Annotated in this window: 10 protein-coding genes and 2 pseudogenes; 6 read left to right on the top strand and 6 right to left on the bottom strand. The window is 42.5% G+C overall.

Annotated features, from left to right (window positions below; all coding sequences use genetic code 11):
* Nucleotides 1-9: 9 nt before the first annotated feature.
* From CDG76_RS27880 to rimO, 3 genes are all read right to left on the bottom strand, one after another.
* Nucleotides 10-588 carry a Uma2 family endonuclease gene (locus CDG76_RS27880; RefSeq protein ID WP_094352116.1) on the bottom strand — a complete coding sequence of 193 codons (579 nt, stop codon included), beginning with the start codon at nt 586-588 and terminating at the stop codon, nt 10-12.
* Nucleotides 589-784: 196 nt separating this feature from the next.
* Nucleotides 785-2323: a DEAD/DEAH box helicase gene (locus CDG76_RS27875; RefSeq protein WP_094352115.1), complete on the bottom strand. Its 1539-nt coding sequence runs from the start codon at nt 2321-2323 to the stop codon at nt 785-787.
* A gap of 281 nt (nt 2324-2604) precedes the next feature.
* On the bottom strand, nt 2605-3924 hold the full coding sequence (gene rimO / locus CDG76_RS27870) for a 30S ribosomal protein S12 methylthiotransferase RimO (RefSeq protein WP_094352114.1): 1320 nt from the start codon (nt 3922-3924) through the stop codon (nt 2605-2607).
* A gap of 756 nt (nt 3925-4680) precedes the next feature.
* Here rimO and btpA point away from each other — a divergent pair.
* From btpA to CDG76_RS27855, 3 genes and pseudogenes are all read left to right on the top strand, one after another.
* Nucleotides 4681-5529, top strand: a complete 849-nt coding sequence (gene btpA / locus CDG76_RS27865; protein ID WP_094352113.1) for a photosystem I biogenesis protein BtpA — start codon at nt 4681-4683, stop codon at nt 5527-5529.
* A gap of 142 nt (nt 5530-5671) precedes the next feature.
* A complete protein-coding gene (locus tag CDG76_RS27860; RefSeq protein ID WP_094352112.1) occupies nt 5672-6655 on the top strand; it encodes a vitamin K epoxide reductase family protein in 984 nt (327 codons plus the stop codon).
* A 612-nt stretch (nt 6656-7267) separates the two neighbouring features.
* Nucleotides 7268-9476, top strand: a pseudogene (locus CDG76_RS27855) (CHASE2 domain-containing protein).
* Nucleotides 9477-10597: 1121 nt separating this feature from the next.
* Here CDG76_RS27855 and nadB read toward each other — a convergent pair.
* The 3 genes from nadB to CDG76_RS27835 form a co-directional block, all read right to left on the bottom strand.
* Entirely contained in the window at nt 10598-12274 is a 1677-nt protein-coding gene (nadB, locus tag CDG76_RS27845) for an L-aspartate oxidase (protein WP_094352110.1), read from the bottom strand.
* Between the two features lie 238 nt (nt 12275-12512).
* The gene (psbU, locus tag CDG76_RS27840) at nt 12513-12941 is read right to left on the bottom strand and encodes a photosystem II complex extrinsic protein PsbU (protein WP_094352300.1); all 429 of its coding nucleotides are present in this window, start codon (nt 12939-12941) and stop codon (nt 12513-12515) included.
* Nucleotides 12942-13517: 576 nt separating this feature from the next.
* Entirely contained in the window at nt 13518-14297 is a 780-nt protein-coding gene (locus CDG76_RS27835) for a DUF3120 domain-containing protein (protein ID WP_190241003.1), read from the bottom strand.
* A gap of 457 nt (nt 14298-14754) precedes the next feature.
* On the opposite strand from CDG76_RS27835, the gene CDG76_RS27830 reads away from it, so the two are divergent.
* From CDG76_RS27830 to CDG76_RS27820, 3 genes and pseudogenes are all read left to right on the top strand, one after another.
* A complete protein-coding gene (locus CDG76_RS27830) occupies nt 14755-15579 on the top strand; it encodes an undecaprenyl-diphosphate phosphatase (protein ID WP_094352109.1) in 825 nt (274 codons plus the stop codon).
* 321 nt (nt 15580-15900) lie between these two features.
* Nucleotides 15901-17226, top strand: a complete 1326-nt coding sequence (locus CDG76_RS27825) for a TIGR03279 family radical SAM protein (protein ID WP_094352108.1) — start codon at nt 15901-15903, stop codon at nt 17224-17226.
* Between the two features lie 625 nt (nt 17227-17851).
* A pseudogene (locus tag CDG76_RS27820) lies at nt 17852-18676 on the top strand (glycoside hydrolase family 10 protein); the annotation flags it as partial.

Genomic DNA, 18676 nt, shown 5'->3' with positions numbered 1-18676 from the left:
ATTTCTGAACTACTCAAACACAGGAGGCCAAATTTCTGACACTACTAGCTCCCAACCTGGTAGTAAGTCTGGTAGTGTCAGTTTGTCGTTGTCCTGCAAAACTATTGGTTCTTGGTTGAGGCGATAAACTGTGAGCGTCAATTTGTCAGGATCAATCAGGATACCAACTGTACATCCAAGTTGTAGGAATAGCTGAATCTTTTCTACTAGTGGTTTGATCCGGTCTGACTTAGATTTTATCTCTACCGTCAAGTCAGGCACCAGTTCCACAAAGTCGCGCTTGCTTGTTTTAAGCCTATCAGCACGAACAAAAGATATATCAGGAGCGCGGAGATTTCGTTTTTCGTGATCAGCTTCTTTCCCGTTTTCAGTTTCTAATGTAGGCAAAATAAAACCAGCGCTAGAACCAGTGACCCGTCCTAGCCTCTGTGGGCGCACCCAATTAGCCAATTGCCGCGCAAACTCTATGCCTATTTCCTCTGACTCATAATCTGATGGCCCCATAAGAAGTATATTTCCGTCTACTAGCTCCATCTGCCATTCTGGATGCTCTGCTTGTAGTTGCTCTAAGTCTGGAATAGTGAACATAAGACCACGAAGAATGCATCTGTAATTTATCTTCCTACAAACTGGGAGAAAAAATTACCCAAAAAGCCAAAAAGTCAAGAGCCAAAGTCAAAATATTGACTCCTAACTCTCAACTCTCCAATTTTAGGTTTGGATTTTGGATTGAAGAAAAAACCTCAAATCTAAAATCCAAAATTGATTAACTTCTAACTGTTGACTAAGAAGCTGATTCTCTAGCTGTCGGTGAACCTATCTTTTTACTAGGGGATGCAGAAGATTCACGACCACTTCCACTTGTCCGCAGTTTTGGCTTGGGAGAAGAATGTCTTTCTTCATCTCCATTGCTGCTATCCGATTTCCATGCAGCACGGGGACGATCGCTAGAAGATTCACGACGCTTACCGAGTCTTGGTTTGGGAGCAGAAGATTCTTCTTGGGGAATTTCCACGTCTGAACTCAACCAAGCGGGACGAGTTTGGTCGTAAGCGATTTGTAGTGCAGCTGCGGCGATCGCTTGAGCATCGTATTCTTCAATCAATTCGCTGACAATAGGCAAGAATGAAGCTAAACGCTCACCTGTCAAAGCTTCCCGCACCAGTTCTTGCAATTTCAGAATGTGTTTTGCTTCAATCTGGGCGCGTGTGGGAATCGTCAGCACTTGCCAACTTTGGCGGTTATGACGTTCAAATGTTTGCTGCTTGCGCCGCTCAAATGGTTGGACTAAAGAGATTGCTGTTCCTTCTTTACCAGCACGACCAGTACGACCAATACGGTGGACGTAGGTTTCTACGCTATCGGGTAAGTCGAAGTTGATGACATGGGAGAGTTGATCGACATCTAACCCTCGTGCTGCAATATCAGTTGCTACCACCCAGCGGACTTGACGGTTACGGAATCTGACTAATAAGCGTTCCCGTGCTTGTTGGGACAAGTCCCCGTGGTATTCATCAACACTGTGACCAGCACCTTGTAACTGACTGGTGAGTTCGGCGGCGGTGCGTCTGGTGCGCACAAAGATTAAGGCTGTTTCTGGATCTTCCATTTCCAGAATTGGCTGTAAAGCTTTGGCTTTTGTCCAGTGGCGGGGGATCAGGTAAGCTACTTGATTAATCTTGTTAGGAGCGGCTTTTGGTTGCTCGACGGTGACAGTTGCAGGCGATCGCAAGAACTTGTTCACCAACATCCGAATTGATGGTGGCATTGTTGCCGAGAATAAAGCTGTTTGGCGATCTACGGGCGCTTGCGAGAGGATTTTGATTACATCGTCGATAAAGCCCATGCTCAACATTTCATCGGCTTCATCTAACACAAACCACTTCACTTGATCGAGCTTTAAACAGCCACGATCGAGCAAGTCTATGACCCGTCCGGGAGTGCCCACAACCATGTGAACGCCACGTCTGAGTTGTAACATTTGGCGGTCAATTGATTGACCTCCATAGATTGCTAACACCCGCAATCCTTCATTACCGATAAATTGGGCGATCGCATCGTGAACTTGCATCGCTAATTCACGAGTTGGTGTTAAAACTATGGCTTGTACGGCTCTTTGATTGATATCTAGCCGCTCTAAAATTGGCAGTGAAAATGCTGCCGTTTTGCCTGTTCCAGTTTGAGATTGACCGACTACATCACGACCTGCTAACAATTGGGGAATTGCTTGCACTTGAATGTTAGTTGGTTCGGTAAAACCGATTTTTTCTAGTTCTTCGACACGCTCTTGGGAAATTCCTAATTCTTGAAATGAAAGAGTCATTAATTCGTCCTAAATTTTATGTAAGGATTTTGGATTAGTCATTTAGTCATTAGTTATTAGTCATTAGTCATTAGTCATTAGTCATTAGTTATTGGCTAGTTAGTCAGCCAAGGGCGATAGCAAAGCCTCAAACTCTTGGAGAAGCTATGCCCACGAGTGAGTCCCCGAACTTCAGGTAAACCCTCATGAAAACTGCCATTAATGCAGCGTCGATATTGGAATAAGGGTAAATCTGTAAGGGTCATTTAACAAAAGACAAAGGACAAAAGACAAAGGACAATTTAGTTATTGACTACCTGACCATAGAGGTCGTATGTATCAGCGTGGTGAATCGCTATTGGCACGATGGTTCCTAATTTTGCCTGGCCTTTGACATATACCAGACCATCAACCTCTGGGGAAAATCTACCTGAACGACCTATTAATTCACCACTTTCAGGATTTTCTTGCTCAATCAGGACATCAACGATTTTGCCTACTTCCTGTTGATTTTTCTTTTGGGAAATCGGTTGCTGGATTTCCATAAGTTGGTATCGGCGCTCGTCCATCACCAATTGGGGCAACTGATTTGGCAATTTGTAAGCTGGGGTTCCTTCCTCAGAGGAAAAGGTGAAGACACCAACATGATCAAATTCATGCCTTTGAACAAACTCTAGTAAATGCTCAAAATGCTCGTTTGTTTCTCCTGGGAAACCAACAATAAATGTTGTCCGCAATACGGCTGTTGGTAGCGCCGTTTTGATGCGATCTATAATCCCATCATTTACGCGTCCTTGCCAAGGACGATTCATGGAGCGGAGAACATCTGGATGAGAATGCTGCAAGGGCAAATCCAGATAAGGCAAGACGTTGGGTGTTTCTTGAATCGCCGCGATCACATCTGGGGTCAGTCCCGTGGGATAAGCGTAGTGCATTCTGATCCACGGTATATCTACTTTCCCCAAAGCGCGAAGTAATTCGGCTAATTTTGGCTGACCGTAAATATCTAGACCGTAGTTAGTGGTGATTTGGGAAATTAAAATAATTTCCTTTACCCCTTGACTAACTAACTGCTCCGCTTCGGCGACGATAGATTCTATAGTACGCGATCGCTGGTTCCCTCGAAGATGAGGAATTATACAAAATGCACAACGATAATCACAACCTTCGGCAACTCGGAGGTAAGCAACGCCCTCTGTTGTAGTGCGATAGCGCGGTGTAGTTTCGTCGGCAATGTAGGTTGGCTCTATACTAACCTGTTTGACCCGCTCGCCAAGTTCAACACGCTCAATTACATTAACAATTTTGTGATAATCGCCTGTACCCACCACCGCTACTGCTTCAGGTAACTCCTCCAAAAGTTGCTCTTGGAAGTGTTGCGCCATACAGCCAGTGATTACGATCTTTTTATTTGCCTCTGCCAGTTCTACTAAAGTTCTGACAGATTCTTGCCGGGCCGCTTCAATAAAACTACAAGTATTAACAATAACGTAATCTGCTAACTCTTCATTTGTATCTACACCGTAGCCTGCTTCTACGAGCAGTCCTAGCATGTGTTCTGTATCAATTCGATTTTTCTCGCAGCCCAGATGAGAAATGGCAATCGTTGGCTTGTCACCCATATTTTGAAAATATCTTCATTTTTTTTCTTGTAGTCAACATTCCGGCGCTAATTTCGCTTTTTTCCGACCGCTATCCTTCTAATAACAGCACGTTGACAGATTTTCACTGTTAGCAACTGTCCGTAGAATTATGACCCTATCAATAATAAAAATAGAGGTCATGTTATGATATTTTTATCAATCTGTTCCCCAGGGTAAATTGAAGTGTCTTTGGGTACATTTGACACTTGTAATGTTTTTTAACAATTCGCCTATTGATATTTTACATTACCACAGCGTGTGCGTTGTTAACCTACCCATCGGGAAGCCGCCCAAAGGGCTTGTTTTGAGAAGTCGCTACCCTCAGGGAAATCGACGAAAGCGACTACGCCTATAAAGCAGTAATGCTACCCTGGCGATTGGCAAGTCCTACGACAGTGCGCGGACAAGACGCCTAAACCACGGAAAGCTGCCTTGCGTCTAGTGAGTGGCAAACTCCTCTTGTAGCCAAGTTTTATCTTAACATATCTTATGGGAGGTTTCACGCCAATTTCCATCTGAGGAAAGAGGCAATAAACCGACTATCATAAAACACATTTGACTAGTTAATGAAAAGTCAAGAGTCAAGGGTCAAAAGGAGCCAGTCACGTGCGGGGTTTTCCCCGTTGAAGAGCCACCCCTGTAAAAAGGTTCCTGATCTTAAGAGGAGTGGTGTTGAACTGGCGTTCAATAGTCAAAAAATTCTGGACTCTGGACTCCGCGAGGCGGATTAAAGACGTGGACTTATATCAGATATTTAAAACTCGTTCCCCAATTATTGGCGTGGTTCACCTGCTACCACTGCCTACCTCACCCCGTTGGGGAGGTAGTTTAAAAGCGGTGATTGATCGTGCCGAACAAGAAGCCGCAGCCTTAGCAAGTGGAGGGGTTGACGGTCTGATTGTCGAGAATTTTTTCGACGCGCCGTTTACCAAAAACCAAGTCGATCCGGTGGTTGTGAGTGCCATGACCATTGTGGTGCAGCGCATACAGAATTTGGTAACTTTGCCTATAGGCTTAAATGTTTTGCGAAACGATGCCAAAAGTGCAATAGCGATCGCTAGCTGTGTACAAGCGCAATTTATCCGCGTCAACGTCCTCACAGGCGTGATGGCAACCGACCAAGGATTAATTGAGGGAGAAGCCCATCAACTACTCCGCTATCGACGGGAGTTGGGCTGTGATGTTAAAATCCTGGCCGATGTGTTGGTAAAACACGCCCGTCCTTTGAGTTCTCCAAATCTCACAGTCGCCGTGAAAGACACCATTGAAAGGGGTTTAGCAGACGGAGTGATTTTATCTGGTTGGGCTACTGGTAGTCCTCCTAACTTAGAAGATTTGGAACTAGCTTGTGGCGCAGCAAATGGCACGCCAGTGTTCATCGGCAGTGGGGCTAATTGGGAAAATATTGATACATTAATGCAAGCAGCAGATGGTGTAATAGTTTCCAGTTCCCTAAAACGTCATGGACGTATTGAGCAACCAATTGACCCAATTCGCGTCAGTCAATTTGTGGAAGCCGCCCGTCGCAATTGGAACTCCAAAGGTGAAAGCAAATCAGCAGAACAAGTGAAGTTACATTCTTAAAGGGGGAATGGGGACTAGGGATTAGGAGGACATAAAGGACAAGTCACTCCTTTGTCTCTTCCCAGTTCCCAATCCCCATTACCCCTTATCCCCAGAGGGGGCCCCACCTTCCCCAATCCCCAATCCCCAGTCCCCAATATTTATGATTCGCCGCCGTTCTACTCCTTGGATTCATAAATGGTCACGTCCATTGATTGCCGCGATCGCTGGATGTGGTGCCCTGATCACAGGTTATCTCACCATAGAAAAGTTAACCGGAGGCAGTGCCGCTTGTGTGGCACAGGCTGGTGCTAAGGGCTGTAATGATGTGCTTTCCAGCCCTTGGGCAACGGTTTTTGGTCAGCCATTAGCTTTGTTTGGGTTTTTGGCATACATCAGTATGGTGATATTTGCTTTGGCTCCCTTGATATTCAACTCAGGGGAAAATAATAGCCGCAAACAATTGGAAAATTGGACGTGGTGGCTGCTGCTGGCAGGTGCGATCGCTATGTCTGTCTTTAGCGGCTACTTAATGTATGTGCTAACATCTCAAATCAAAGCTATTTGTCCTTACTGTATCGGTTCAGCTTTGTTCTCTGTGAGTCTTTTGATACTAACGATTATCGGTCGGACTTGGGAGGATATTGGACAAATCTTGTTTACCGCCCTAATTGTCGGGATGGTAACGCTGATTGGTACTTTAGGCGTCTATGCTGGCGTGAATCAATCAGATGTGACACCTGGAACTCCTGGACAACCCACAAAAATTACCTTTACTCCCAAGGAAAATCCCAACCCAGCGTTCGGTTGGGAAGTTACCACTACTTCTGGTGAGGCAGAAATAGCCTTAGCACAGCATCTAGCGAAGGTAGGTGCAAAGGAATACAGTGCTTATTGGTGTCCTCACTGCCATGAACAAAAGCTGCTTTTTGGTAAAGAAGCTGAGGAAATAATCAATAATGGTATTAAGGTAGAGTGCGCTCCTGATGGACTCAAAGCTCAACCAGAACTTTGTAAGGCTGCAAAAATTGAAGGTTTCCCCACTTGGATCGTTAATGGTAAAAGCTATAGCGGAGTCCAAAATTTAGAGGAACTAGCGAAAGTTTCTGGTTACACAGGGCCTCGAAACTTTAAGTATTTCAAGTAAACTGACCTTCAGTAGTTCACACCCCATAGTCAACTGGATAAATACAGTAAAATCTGTTTCCAGTTGACTTTTTTGTTTTTGCTAACAGATGATAGGCCTTATCCAATGCCCAATATCAATTTTCCTGCGGCTTTATCTGCAAACACTTAAGCTAAAGGAAATTAGCTAAGTACATTTGCTTTAAAACAATGTATATTTTAATTTGTTTTTATAACACTTGAGAGCCACCTTGGGATGTAATCATGTCAGGTTCAAACCCAGAGGTGTGTCTGTTGGAAGTTAACGAAATTCTCAGTAAAATACCTAATCGATCGCAAATGTGTGAGTTTCGTTGAGTAAGCTCTACCAGACAAGGCTTTGAGAGTAAAAGTTACTGAACTTACTTTCAACAATATTTATTAATCTGTGCTGAGAGCTACAAAAGTCACAGTTGCCTTTTAGTCAGATAATTGGCCTCAATATATGGTAATACATCACAAATACCACGATGTCTTAAAGAACCTTGCTAATTTGAAAAAATTTTTAGAAACTCTATTTAGCTCCTACTTGAGCTATGTTAGTCCGATAGTTAATAGCTATAGGAAATAGAGAATATTTCACTAGGTAATGGGAATGAATCAGCAGCTAGGCAAGCGTTTTGTGAAGTTAACCTTTGGGCTGAAACAATCGCTTAGTCGAGGACACAGAGAATTGATTACTGCGGCCAGCGTTGCAGTCTGCGTCCTGCTTTTGCACTCCATCGGATTATTGCAATCTTTGGAGTTGGCAGCTTTGGATCAATTTTTTCGCTTACGTCCAAATGAACCGCCAGAAGACCGGATTACGATCGTAGTGATTGATGAGGCTTATTTAAACGAAGTAGGTTCGTGGCCAATTCCAGATGCGAAGGTTGCCCAGTTGTTGCAAAAATTAAATGTCCACAAACCCCGTGCGATTGGCTTAGATATCTACAAAAATTTACCAGTAGAGCCTGGTAATCAAGAACTACGTAATGCTTATAAGTCAATGCCCAACTTGATTGGTATTGAACTACTAGCAAATGATAACAACAAAAACTTTAGTGTTTCGCCTCCACCAGGGCTGAATCAGGATCAAGTGGGCTTTAATAACGTGCTGTACGATCTTGATGGTAAAGTACGTCGCAGTTTGTTGTATTGGCACATTAAAAGTGAAGTACATGAAAGTTTTGCCCTGAAGTTGGCTTTATTGTATTTAAAGTCAAAGGGAATTACTCCCACTAAAGCAAAAAGTAACTCTGAGTATTTGCAATTAGGGAAGGCAGCATTTACTCGTTTTGAGGCTAATGATGGTGCTTATGTGGGAGTTGATGATAGAGGCTACCAAATTTTGAGCAATTTTCCCAAACCTAAATGTCAAAGTTTGTCTGGAGAATTTTGTAGTTTTCGCCAGGTATCGATGAGAGATGTACTGGCAGATAAAGTCAAAGCAAATTTAATCAAAGATCGGATTATACTTATTGGCTCCACAGCACCCAGTCTCCAAGATTTTGTATTTATTCCTTACTCCAGCAGTTTAATTGGTACGGCAAAGCCTGTACCTGGTATTCAATTGCAGGCTTATTTTATTAGTGAGTTAATCTCTGCTGCTGTTGATGGAAGACCATTACTCAAAGTTTGGCCTGACTTAGTGGAATACTTATGGGTTTTTGTTTGGTCTTATTTGGGAGCCGTGACGATATGGCGGATACGACACGCAACTAGGAGTCTCTTCTGTATCCTAGTTTCTTGCTTTGTATTGACCGTGAGTGCATACCTGGCTTTTTTGTACGGTTGGTGGATACCTCTCATTCCCTCACTGGTTTGCTTTGGCACTTCAGCGATTTGGATGACTAGTCATATTGCTCACATGCAGGAAGAGTGGAAACGTTCCAAAGAATTTTTGCATCACGTTATCAACACGATCCCCGATCCAATTTTTGTGAAAAATGAACAACATCAGTGGATTGTTTTAAATGAGGCGTATTGTCGATTTATCGGTTATCCAAATAAGTTTTTAATTGAAAAGTCAGACTATGACTTTTTCCCAAAACATGAAGCTGATGTGTTTCGACAACAGGACGATCTTGTTTTTCGGACTCAACAACCCCAAGAACATGAAGAAGAATTTACAAATGCCGATGGTAAGACTCATCTAATTGCCACTAAGCGATCGCTCCACAAAGACTCAGCTGGTAATTTCTTTTTAGTTGGTGTCATCCGAGATATTACTCAGCGTAAGCTGATGGAAGAACAGCTGAAGCGTACTGCTGCTGAACTATACCGCTCTAACAATGAATTAAAACTCAAAGAAGACCACTTACGTTATTTAGCGTATCACGACCCCCTCACTGGTTTATCCAATCGCAAATTTTTTGCTGAACAACTTACTTTACGAGTCCTTACATTGGGCGCAACACAATAACTTGTTGCTGGGACTGCTGTTTATCGATCTAGATGGCTTTAAGCAAGTCAATGATACTTTGGGACACGAGATGGGCGATCGCTTGTTAATGACTATTGCTGAAAGACTCAGCAACTCTTTACGCGCTAGTGATACAGTTTCTCGTTTGGGTGGCGATGAATTTACTGTGATTTTACGGGCAATTCCTAATGTCCAAATAGCTGCTAAAGTCGCCGAAAAAATTTTAAGCAGTATTACCAAGCCAATTGTTTTGGACGGCTATACAATCCAAGTCTCTGCCAGTATTGGCATTAGTGTTTACCCATACAACAGTCAAGACAGTGAAACTTTGATAAAACAAGCTGATACAGCAATGTATCGTGCCAAGCGCCTGGGTAAAAATCGCTACGAGTTTGCTTAATTAGTTAAGAGTCAAGTCTCCAGTTTTTTTCACTATAGTTACAATTTTTACCTTCAAATTAGGAATTTAGACTGGAGACACGTCTAAGGCACTATTTTGAAAAGTATAGCTTATGTACTGCGAGGTAAATTTTTAGCCAATATATATACCCAGCAAGGCTTTTTGGCTTGAAGACTAAACCTCATGACTAATGTCACAAAGCAATTAGCGATCAAAAATAATTAGGAAAATAATTTTTAATGTAATTTGAATTGCATTAAAAATTATACCTGTACTTATTCGTTTATTACGCTGTTTGATAGTTTTAAAAATCCTTATGACACGATAAATATGTTGTTTTATCTTTACACATCTATACTCTATTAAGTCTAAACTATACAATCAAATAAGTATTATTTCCTATTCTTCTGAACTCTTGATTCAGAAAACATAGTGTTTACACTTAAAAGTGTTAAGATATTATTAATAAATAGTGAATTAAGCAAAATGCTCACAGTAAATCATTGACATATCTAACCTGAGACTGATGTAAAAACTGCTTATTAAGAATACCACTTAAGTATAAAGACTCTTTTATATCCGCACATTAAGGTTAATCGACAAGCGAATACCACAATAACTTGTACGCTACCAGCAATAATTTCATAAAGTTAAAATACTTTTTCCAAAAAGTACAGTAAATATACGGTAGTAAATAAAAATACGCTTTGAAATGAAAAACTAGTAAATTTACTGAAATACATGAAGACTAACTTCCGAATCACAAAGTTTATGATATTCTGCATAGGTGCTTATATACTGATCCCAAAAATTGCCGCTTGCACAGGTATATTAAGTACTGCAAGTGCTAATTCTTTTGGTCCTACTAGCAGTGATAGCTTAATCGTCCGCAAGGTCAATTCTCAAAATTTACAAGACATATACATTCCACCAAATTATGGTGGTCCCGACAGTCATAATGGTAGCGGTACTCGTTGATGGCAATTTTAGATTTTAGATTGTGGTAAAGCAGCGCGATGAGTTAACTACCGTCTTGGACACCACATCTTTTACTTGGCGGCTCATTGCAAGATGTTGTGCTTAGGGTTGCGAAAACCGTCAGGCTCTTTAAGATAGTTGATTCAAGACAATAGTGGAGATTTCCACCAATGATTTGTTTGTATAAGTGTGTGGACTTGCCAATTTGAGTCTGGTTGAGGATAATCTAAACGGAAGTGTCCGCCTCGGCTTTCGGTTCTAAAAGCAGCACTTTTGAGAATTAAATCAGCTACATCTAATAAATTGCGGGTTTCTGCCCAAAGTCCCAATTGCCGTTCAACATCTGGTAGGTCAAAACTAGCGGGTTCTACTGGACGTAAAGCAAGCAAGAATTGAGTTAAAGGCAAGGCAGCGAAATCTTGCTGCCAAGATTCAATAGTAGCGATCGCATTTTCCAGCCTTGATTGTTCTCGACAAATACCAGCACTTTCCCACACTAGACGCGGTAACTTCTCCCTGAGTGCTTCTAGCTGTGCTTGTTGGATGTGCCACTCACTAGGATCGGGATTAAATTTCCGTAATGGTAGCACTGGTGTTTCTGAGGACAGCCCAATATTTTCTAACTTAATATTAGCCATCTGGGCCCCAAACACAATACATTCCAACAGGGAATTACTAGCAAGGCGATTGGCCCCATGCACTCCAGTACTAGCGGTTTCACCCACTGCGTACAAACCGGGGATATTTGTACGATTCATTAGATCCGCAACAATTCCACCCATCCAGTAATGGGCGGCTGGCGCTACAGGAATTGGTTCGTGGAAGACATCAACACCCCAATGCTGACAAACTTTAATGATGTTGGGAAAGCGGTGACGAATCTTGTCGGCGGGGATGGGGCGCATATCCAACCACACATGGGCAGTAGCCAAATCAAGGGCGGTACGTTGTAAATGGCTGAAAATTGCTCTACTAACCACATCTCTAGGTGCAAGTTCACCAGCAGGGTGGTAGTCAAAGGCAAAACGCCGCCCTTCATTATCGATGAGATGTGCCCCCTCGCCGCGTACAGCTTCGCTGATCAAGAAGCGATCGGCACCAGGTTTAGTGAGAGCAGTCGGGTGAAATTGGACAAATTCTAAATCGCGGAGGATAGCCCCAGCCCGATATGCGATCGCTACCCCATCACCCGTACTCACAGCCGGGTTAGTGGTTTGGGCAAATACCTGACCGCCACCGCCGGTTGCTAGTACCACAGCACCAGCTCTTATCCAGGTGATTTTACCTTGATAAAACAGGCTAATTCCCTGACAGCAACCAGTTTCGGGTTCAATCCACAAACTCAAAGCCAAAGCTTGCTGAATGACTTGAATATTTTGGCGACGTAATACTTGAGCGGTGAGGGTAGTAGTAACTTCCCTCCCTGTGGTGTCCGCAGCATGGAGAACACGACGGCGAGAATGGGCGGCTTCCAAAGTTAAAGCTAAGGCTTGACCATGACGGTCAAAAGCGACCCCCAAGTTAACTAGGGATTGAATACAGCTAGGAGCGTGTTGGGCGAGAAATTCGACAGCGGTGCGATCGCATAAACCTGCGCCCGCCTGGATCGTATCTTCAATGTGCAGCGTGGGAGAATCTTCTGGGGCGATCGCTGCGGCAATGCCACCTTGTGCCCAATCACTGGCGGATAAAGCAACGGTTTCTTTGGTAATCAAACCGACTCGCAAGCATTCTGGCAGACACAGCGCTGTGTATAGTCCAGCGGCACCAGCACCGACTACTAAGACATCAAATTGGCTGGGAATATCTATTTGAGACAAGGTAATGAGTAGGGGGAGCAGGGGGNCTCCTGATTCTAGCGAGTGGGATTCTTCTATTAGAGATAAGGGGGGATGAGGGAGATAAGGAGGATGAGGGAGACAAGGAAGAAATTTTACTTCGTCCTCCTTGTCTCCCTCATCCTCCTTATCTCCCTCATCCCCCCTTATCTCTAATAGAAGAATCCCACTCGCTAGAATCAGGAGTGGGCTGCTATTTGCTACATTAACTGCAATTCAGTTATCTGTAGATACCGTTGTTAAAGCGATCGTCTCCTTCATTGAAGGCAGGCTCTAATTCCGTCACGGTGAATTTATCGAGGTTGGCTTGCAGGGTTTCTTTTTGGCGATCGCTCAATCCGGCAAGATCCAATACATCCTCTACCTTTTGGTAAGGAGCATTGGTGATGATTTTCTTAGCCAGGGTGGGATAAAGCCCTGGAAACTGTTGAAAAGCTCGGACGTTGGTATTATTCAAATCAATTTTTTTACCAAATTCCGTTCCTAGTTTAGCGTCTGCCCGATTCTGCCGCTCAATTGCCAGAACTGGGACTTGGGGAAAAGCAAAACTGTTGAAACTAGCAGCTTGGGCTATCTGAGTTGTTCCCAACCATCCCCAGCAACTAAGTAACAAACTAAACACTGTTAATAAACGCGCCAATCCTTTCACGATTTTTCTACCTCTTTCCATCAAACAGAAATAAAAGTTTTAAGCTAACAACAGTCATTTAGTCATTGGTCATTGGTCATTAGTCATTAGTCATACCCTGCGGGAGGCCCTAATGCCTCTACGTGATAGCGCCAAGGACGAAGGACAAAGGACGAAGGACAAAAGCTGATAGCTTAGTCAACACAGCAGTCATCAGAAACTAATATACAGCGTATTAATATCCACAATATTTACCGTTACTGGGTTTGACTATACTTTTGGCAAAAATTTTCATTGTGGCAAGAGTACCTACATCGCTGCGATAGCGTTGCATCGACGATCCCAGCAGCATTCCCAGCTAGACGAAATCTTTTCCGGGTGGCTGATTCTACCTCCCAAGCAGACACCAAACTGTACGATTTCTAAGATCGAAAACCTTACCAAAAAAGACTTGATGCTGAGGGATTTTTATGTAATATTTCTTAACTAATTAATCATCTACAGCATCATTTTTGATGTGCCGTAGATTGGGCTGGGAAAAGTTTCAGTAAGAGAAGCCTACACGCTCATTGCAACATATAGTGTCTCCTACCTTTTTCACGCTGCGATCGCAGCTAACAAAAACAAGCTATCTACCAAAATTGTGCTTAAAACTGCGCCACCAAAGGCATACCAGTGTCTTTGATTTCGACCTAAAGCTGAAATTCCTACTGTTAGTAGCACTACGCCCAGAAGTATCGCCCAAGTTTGCCCCCAAGGTGCTTGTACTTGCATGAGAGCATTTTGTAAGATTTGCGGTACTAAATCTGCATCTACTCTCATGATTTGCCGCCAATAGGGCATTAAATCTACTATATAAAAATATACATCTGTTAAAACTGTACCGAGTAAAGAACCTAAATAAAACCAGTTACCTACCTTGCCCCAATTCTTTACCAGACACCAACAAGCAAACGGTAAACCGATAAATTCTATCGGCAGATGCCATAAAGGTTCCCAACGTAACCAACCCCAGTAAATCGCTCCTGCTAACCAACTCCAGCTAAACCCCAAGAGCAAATCCCCCCAGACGTAAGTTGCAGGGCGTGACATTAAGGCAAAACTTAGCCACACCCAAAATCCTGTCAGGGCTAGACTCAGACTTGGTAGCGATCGCACTATTGGCGCTTCTATAAATACTGGCACTGTTACCAAAAACACCGCTGCTGCAAACACTAACCAAGTTTGTCGGGCAGAAGTAGATAAGGGTAGAGAGGGAGAAAACGAAAGTGTAGATTCCAATTGTCTGATACCATTCTGCCCAGTATCAGCTAAATCCAACTCGGTATCAATAGAAGGGGTAGAAGCGCTGTAGGAAGACAGTGTATTATTAATCAAAGTTTTTAATATTTGTTACTAAACTTTATCTTATTTAAGATATCACATTTTCAAATCCCCCCCTGGGGCATTGTAATTATACTGAAATTTCCACTAGCGCTGGTGCAAACCAAACAAAACATTCTGCGCCAGACGAATCCATTCAAGTTGCACTATGTACACAACTGTTATGTAGTTCATTGTAAATGGGGGACTACACAGAGGTGAGGGTAAAATCTAATAGTTAAAAAGTGAGCTGGTATTAGTCCGCTAAATATTAAAGTTTGATGAATTTTTCAAATTGCGTTGACTTATTGAGGTGGGTGTAAGAACATAGTCAGCGTCTTCGATGATGTTTTCGATCGGTAAAATTGAATTTTCTACAAGATTGGGTGCAATAGAGAGTATATAAAGCAACATCATCAGCTAAAAAATGTTCATCACGATCTCTAGAACACGAAAAAGGTATTAATTGTATATGGAGTTTATTCAAGCTTTTATTTTAGGTATTGTTCAAGGTATTACAGAGTTTTTGCCAATCAGTAGCACCGCACATCTTCTGATTGTGACAAAGGTATTTGGTTGGAAAGAACTAGGTTCTAAAGATTTTGTTGATGCAATTCAATTTGGCAGTGTTATAGCAATTGTGGGGTATTTTTGGTCGCTGATTTATAGTATTGTCAAAGGTGGGATCGAAGCACTAAAAACTAAAGACTGGCAACGTGAAGAATGGAAGATTCTTGTCGGTATTGTAGTCGGAACACTGCCCGCTTTAATTTTCGGCTTCCTTTTGAAAGATGTTTTACCTGAGAGTGCATTAATTATTGGCATCATGTCAATTATTATGTCCCTTGTATTAGCTTTGGCAGAAAAAATTGGCACTCGTAAGCGAGGTTTTGAGTCATTGCAGATTCAGGATGGTATTTTGGTTGGATTGGGACAAACACTTGCCTTGATTCCGGGCGTTTCTCGTTCTGGTTCGACGTTGACAACTGCCTTATTTTTAGGATTAGAACGCGCTACAGCAGCAAAATTCTCATTTTTGTTAGGGTTTCCAACTCTTACAATTGCGACGCTGTATAAAAGCTTAAAAATATTCAAGTTGTTTCAAGCTCATCAGTTGCCAGATAACATTGTTGGACTATTAATTGTAGGAATTATTTCAACCTTGATTTTTTCCTACCTATCAATTGCATTTTTGATCAAATACTTAGCAACCAAAAACACTTTGATTTTCGTATGGTATAGATTAGCATTTGGTAGTGCGATCTTACTAGCGATCGCAGCAGGTTGGAAAGGATAATAGTCATTTGTCATTTGTCCTTCGACGGGCTACGCCTACGCTCGTTTGTATGTAATACAATCTAACCTCACTCCAAACCTCTCTCCTACAAAGAGAGAGGCTTTGAATTTTACTCCTTAACGCTAGTAGGGAAGGAGGTAGGGGTTAGGTCTGTATTAGACTCAACTAAGAAACGCTATAATGCCCAATGCCCCTCAATAGTGCCCAGTTATGTTAGCGGGGCGTTTAGCCCGTCCTGAGTTCTGAGTAAAGAAGTGAGATTCCCTACTCAGCACTCAGAACTTGGAACCCGGAACTGTTTTGCTCAATGCCCCATTCCCCATGACTACCATTCATCCTGCCCGAATTACCAAGGTTCTTCCAGACTCAATAGCCGCAGAGATTGGTTTTGAAGCTGGGGATGCGATCGTTGCAATCAATGGTACACGTCCCCGCGACTTAATTGATTATCAGTTTTTGTGTGCCGATGAAGTCTTGGAATTAGAAGTTTTAGACGCTGCTGGTAAAACTCATAGCCTGGAAATCGAAAAAGATTACGACCAAGACTTGGGGCTAGAATTTGAAACTGCCCTATTTGATGGCTTAATTCAGTGCAATAACCGCTGTCCATTTTGCTTTATCGACCAACAGCCACCAGGTAAGCGCACCAGTTTGTACTTTAAAGACGACGATTACCGCCTAAGCTTTTTGTATGGCTCTTATCTTACCCTGACCAATTTGCCAGAAAGAGAATGGCAGCGAATTGAGCAAATGCGCTTGTCTCCGTTGTATGTTTCTGTTCATGCCACGGAGCCGGAAGTTAGAATTAGACTGCTGAAAAATCCCCGTGCGGGACAAATCTTGCAACAACTCAAGTGGTTTCAAAAAAGACGGCTACAAATTCATGCTCAAGTGGTTGTTTGTCCTGGTATAAATGATGGCGAACACCTGGAGCAAACCTTAAAAGACTTAGCATCCTTTCATACTGGTGAAGTGCCTACGGTGGCATCAGTGGCAGTTGTGCCAGTTGGATTGACAAGGTTTCGGCCTCTAGAAGACGAACTTACACCCGTAACCAGAGAAAAAGCGAAAGAAGTGATTTCTCAAGTGCGAATACTCTCACAACAATTTCGCCAAAAGTTTTCCTCTAACGTCGCTTGGTTAGCTGATGAGTGGTTTTTGATTGCAGGTGAAGAATTACCGAGCGAATCTGAATATGAAGAGTATCCCCAAATTGATAATGGTGTTGGTTCAATTCAGTTGTTTATCAAGCAATTTGCAGCCGCGGCAACAGAATTACTACCGCCAAAAGTTTATCCTCAGAGAAAATTAACTTGGGTAGTAGGCAACGCAGTAGAAAACGCCTTTGAACCTATCTTGAAACGGTTAAATGCTGTTGAAGGATTAAAAGTAAATATGCGTGCTTTATGTAGTGATTATTGGGGACAGAGTATCACTGTCACGGGCTTACTAACGGGTCATGATTTGCTGTTGAACTTACAAGGGCAAGATTTGGGAGACGGAATTTTACTGCCAAATGTAATGCTCAAACATGGTGAATTAGTATTTTTAGATGATATGAGTATTGAAGAAATAGCCTGTAAATTGGAGACAAAAATTTTACCAGTAGGAGGAGTTGAAGATTTAATCAATACCTGTATTCTTTAAGCTGTTTTTGTTAGCTCTTTAGTCTATAGCAGTTCACAGGTAGATGAAGTACATATCAAAACCTCACCCCTTCTCCCGAAATTGCGATCGGGGGAACAGAGCCCTCACCCTAAATCCCTCTCCCAAACTTGGGAGAGGGATTTAGGATGAGGGCTTTAAGATGCACTAGTATTACTTTTTTAACTCACTCACAAAAACCCTGAAAAACAGATAATTAGAACAAGAGTGGCATTTTTTATTTTAGGTTTAAGTGAAAACTCTCTGCAATTACGCAAAAGCCTATGGAAATTGGTAAATGCAAAAGTTTCTAAAAAACTAGTCACTAATGGAATTAAATTCACAATGTAATAGCTAACAATTTCTATAGAATCGCCTGGGAAGTTGAGTATCTATCTTGGCATTTTTTACTGGTTTTGATAGGCTAGATTGATGAAGGTCATTCACTAAGTACTTCTACGAAAAGCTTATAGGAATCCTATTTGATTTTTGAAAAGCCAAATATTAGCTTTACTTAATCCGGCTGAGAATCTCAGTAAAATTACTAAGAATCAAGCTATGGTTGTGTATTGTGTACTAATGAATTCTGACTAATAACTAAATTAATTAATAATTAAATGAGGAGTCACTGGTGAAGTATCAGGAAAACCCAAAAGATATAAGTTTAAAAATTAAAAAAGCTAGAAGATTATTTATTTTAAGTTGTGAAATTGTAGTTTTAAATTTTTTGAGTATTTTGCCAGTAACGGCGGCGACTGAAGAACCCGTATTGAGCGTAGTGTATGGCCAAGAAAATGCAAATCAATGGGGAGGGATAAGCGATCGCTTACAGACAATAGGGGTGAAATATTGTGTAATTTCCCTAAATGATGTCAAGAGTGGGGCAGATTGGGGCGATCGCCGAGTATTATTTTTGCCAAATGTTGAGACATTAACACCAACTCAAGCGATCGCCCTAGAAGAATGGATGAGTAAGGGAGGGCGTTTGATTGCTAGTGGGCCTGTCGGTAGTTTGTCATCGCCAGGAGTGCGGCAATTATTGCGATCGCTCTTGGGAGGTTATTGGGGATTCAGCTTTAGTGACACAGAACAGATTCAAGCTGCAAAAACCAAGATCCCACAATGGACAAATCAAACTGGACTCTTTGGTAAAGTGCGCGGCGGCGTTGTGATTCCTAATGATATGGGCAGTGAATCTCCTGCTGTTTGGAATTCTAAAGATAATCCGGCCGCAGTAGTGACAACTGAGCGTTCTACCTTTTTGGGCTGGCGCTGGGGAACAGATACAGCCTCAACAGCCGAGTTGGATAATGCCTGGTTAAAAACTACTATCAATCACTATTTGACAGCACTAGCGCCATCAAATCGCACCAAAAAAATACCAGGAGGTTCCCAAAGCTGCTCTACAACTGTGGCGGCTGCGCCCTCAGTGCAGGGGGGCAGAGGGGCAGGG

The organism is Nostoc sp. 'Peltigera membranacea cyanobiont' 210A (assembly GCF_002246015.1).
Classification (GTDB): Bacteria; Cyanobacteriota; Cyanobacteriia; order Cyanobacteriales; family Nostocaceae; genus Nostoc.
This window is presented reverse-complemented; position numbering and strand designations above follow the sequence as displayed.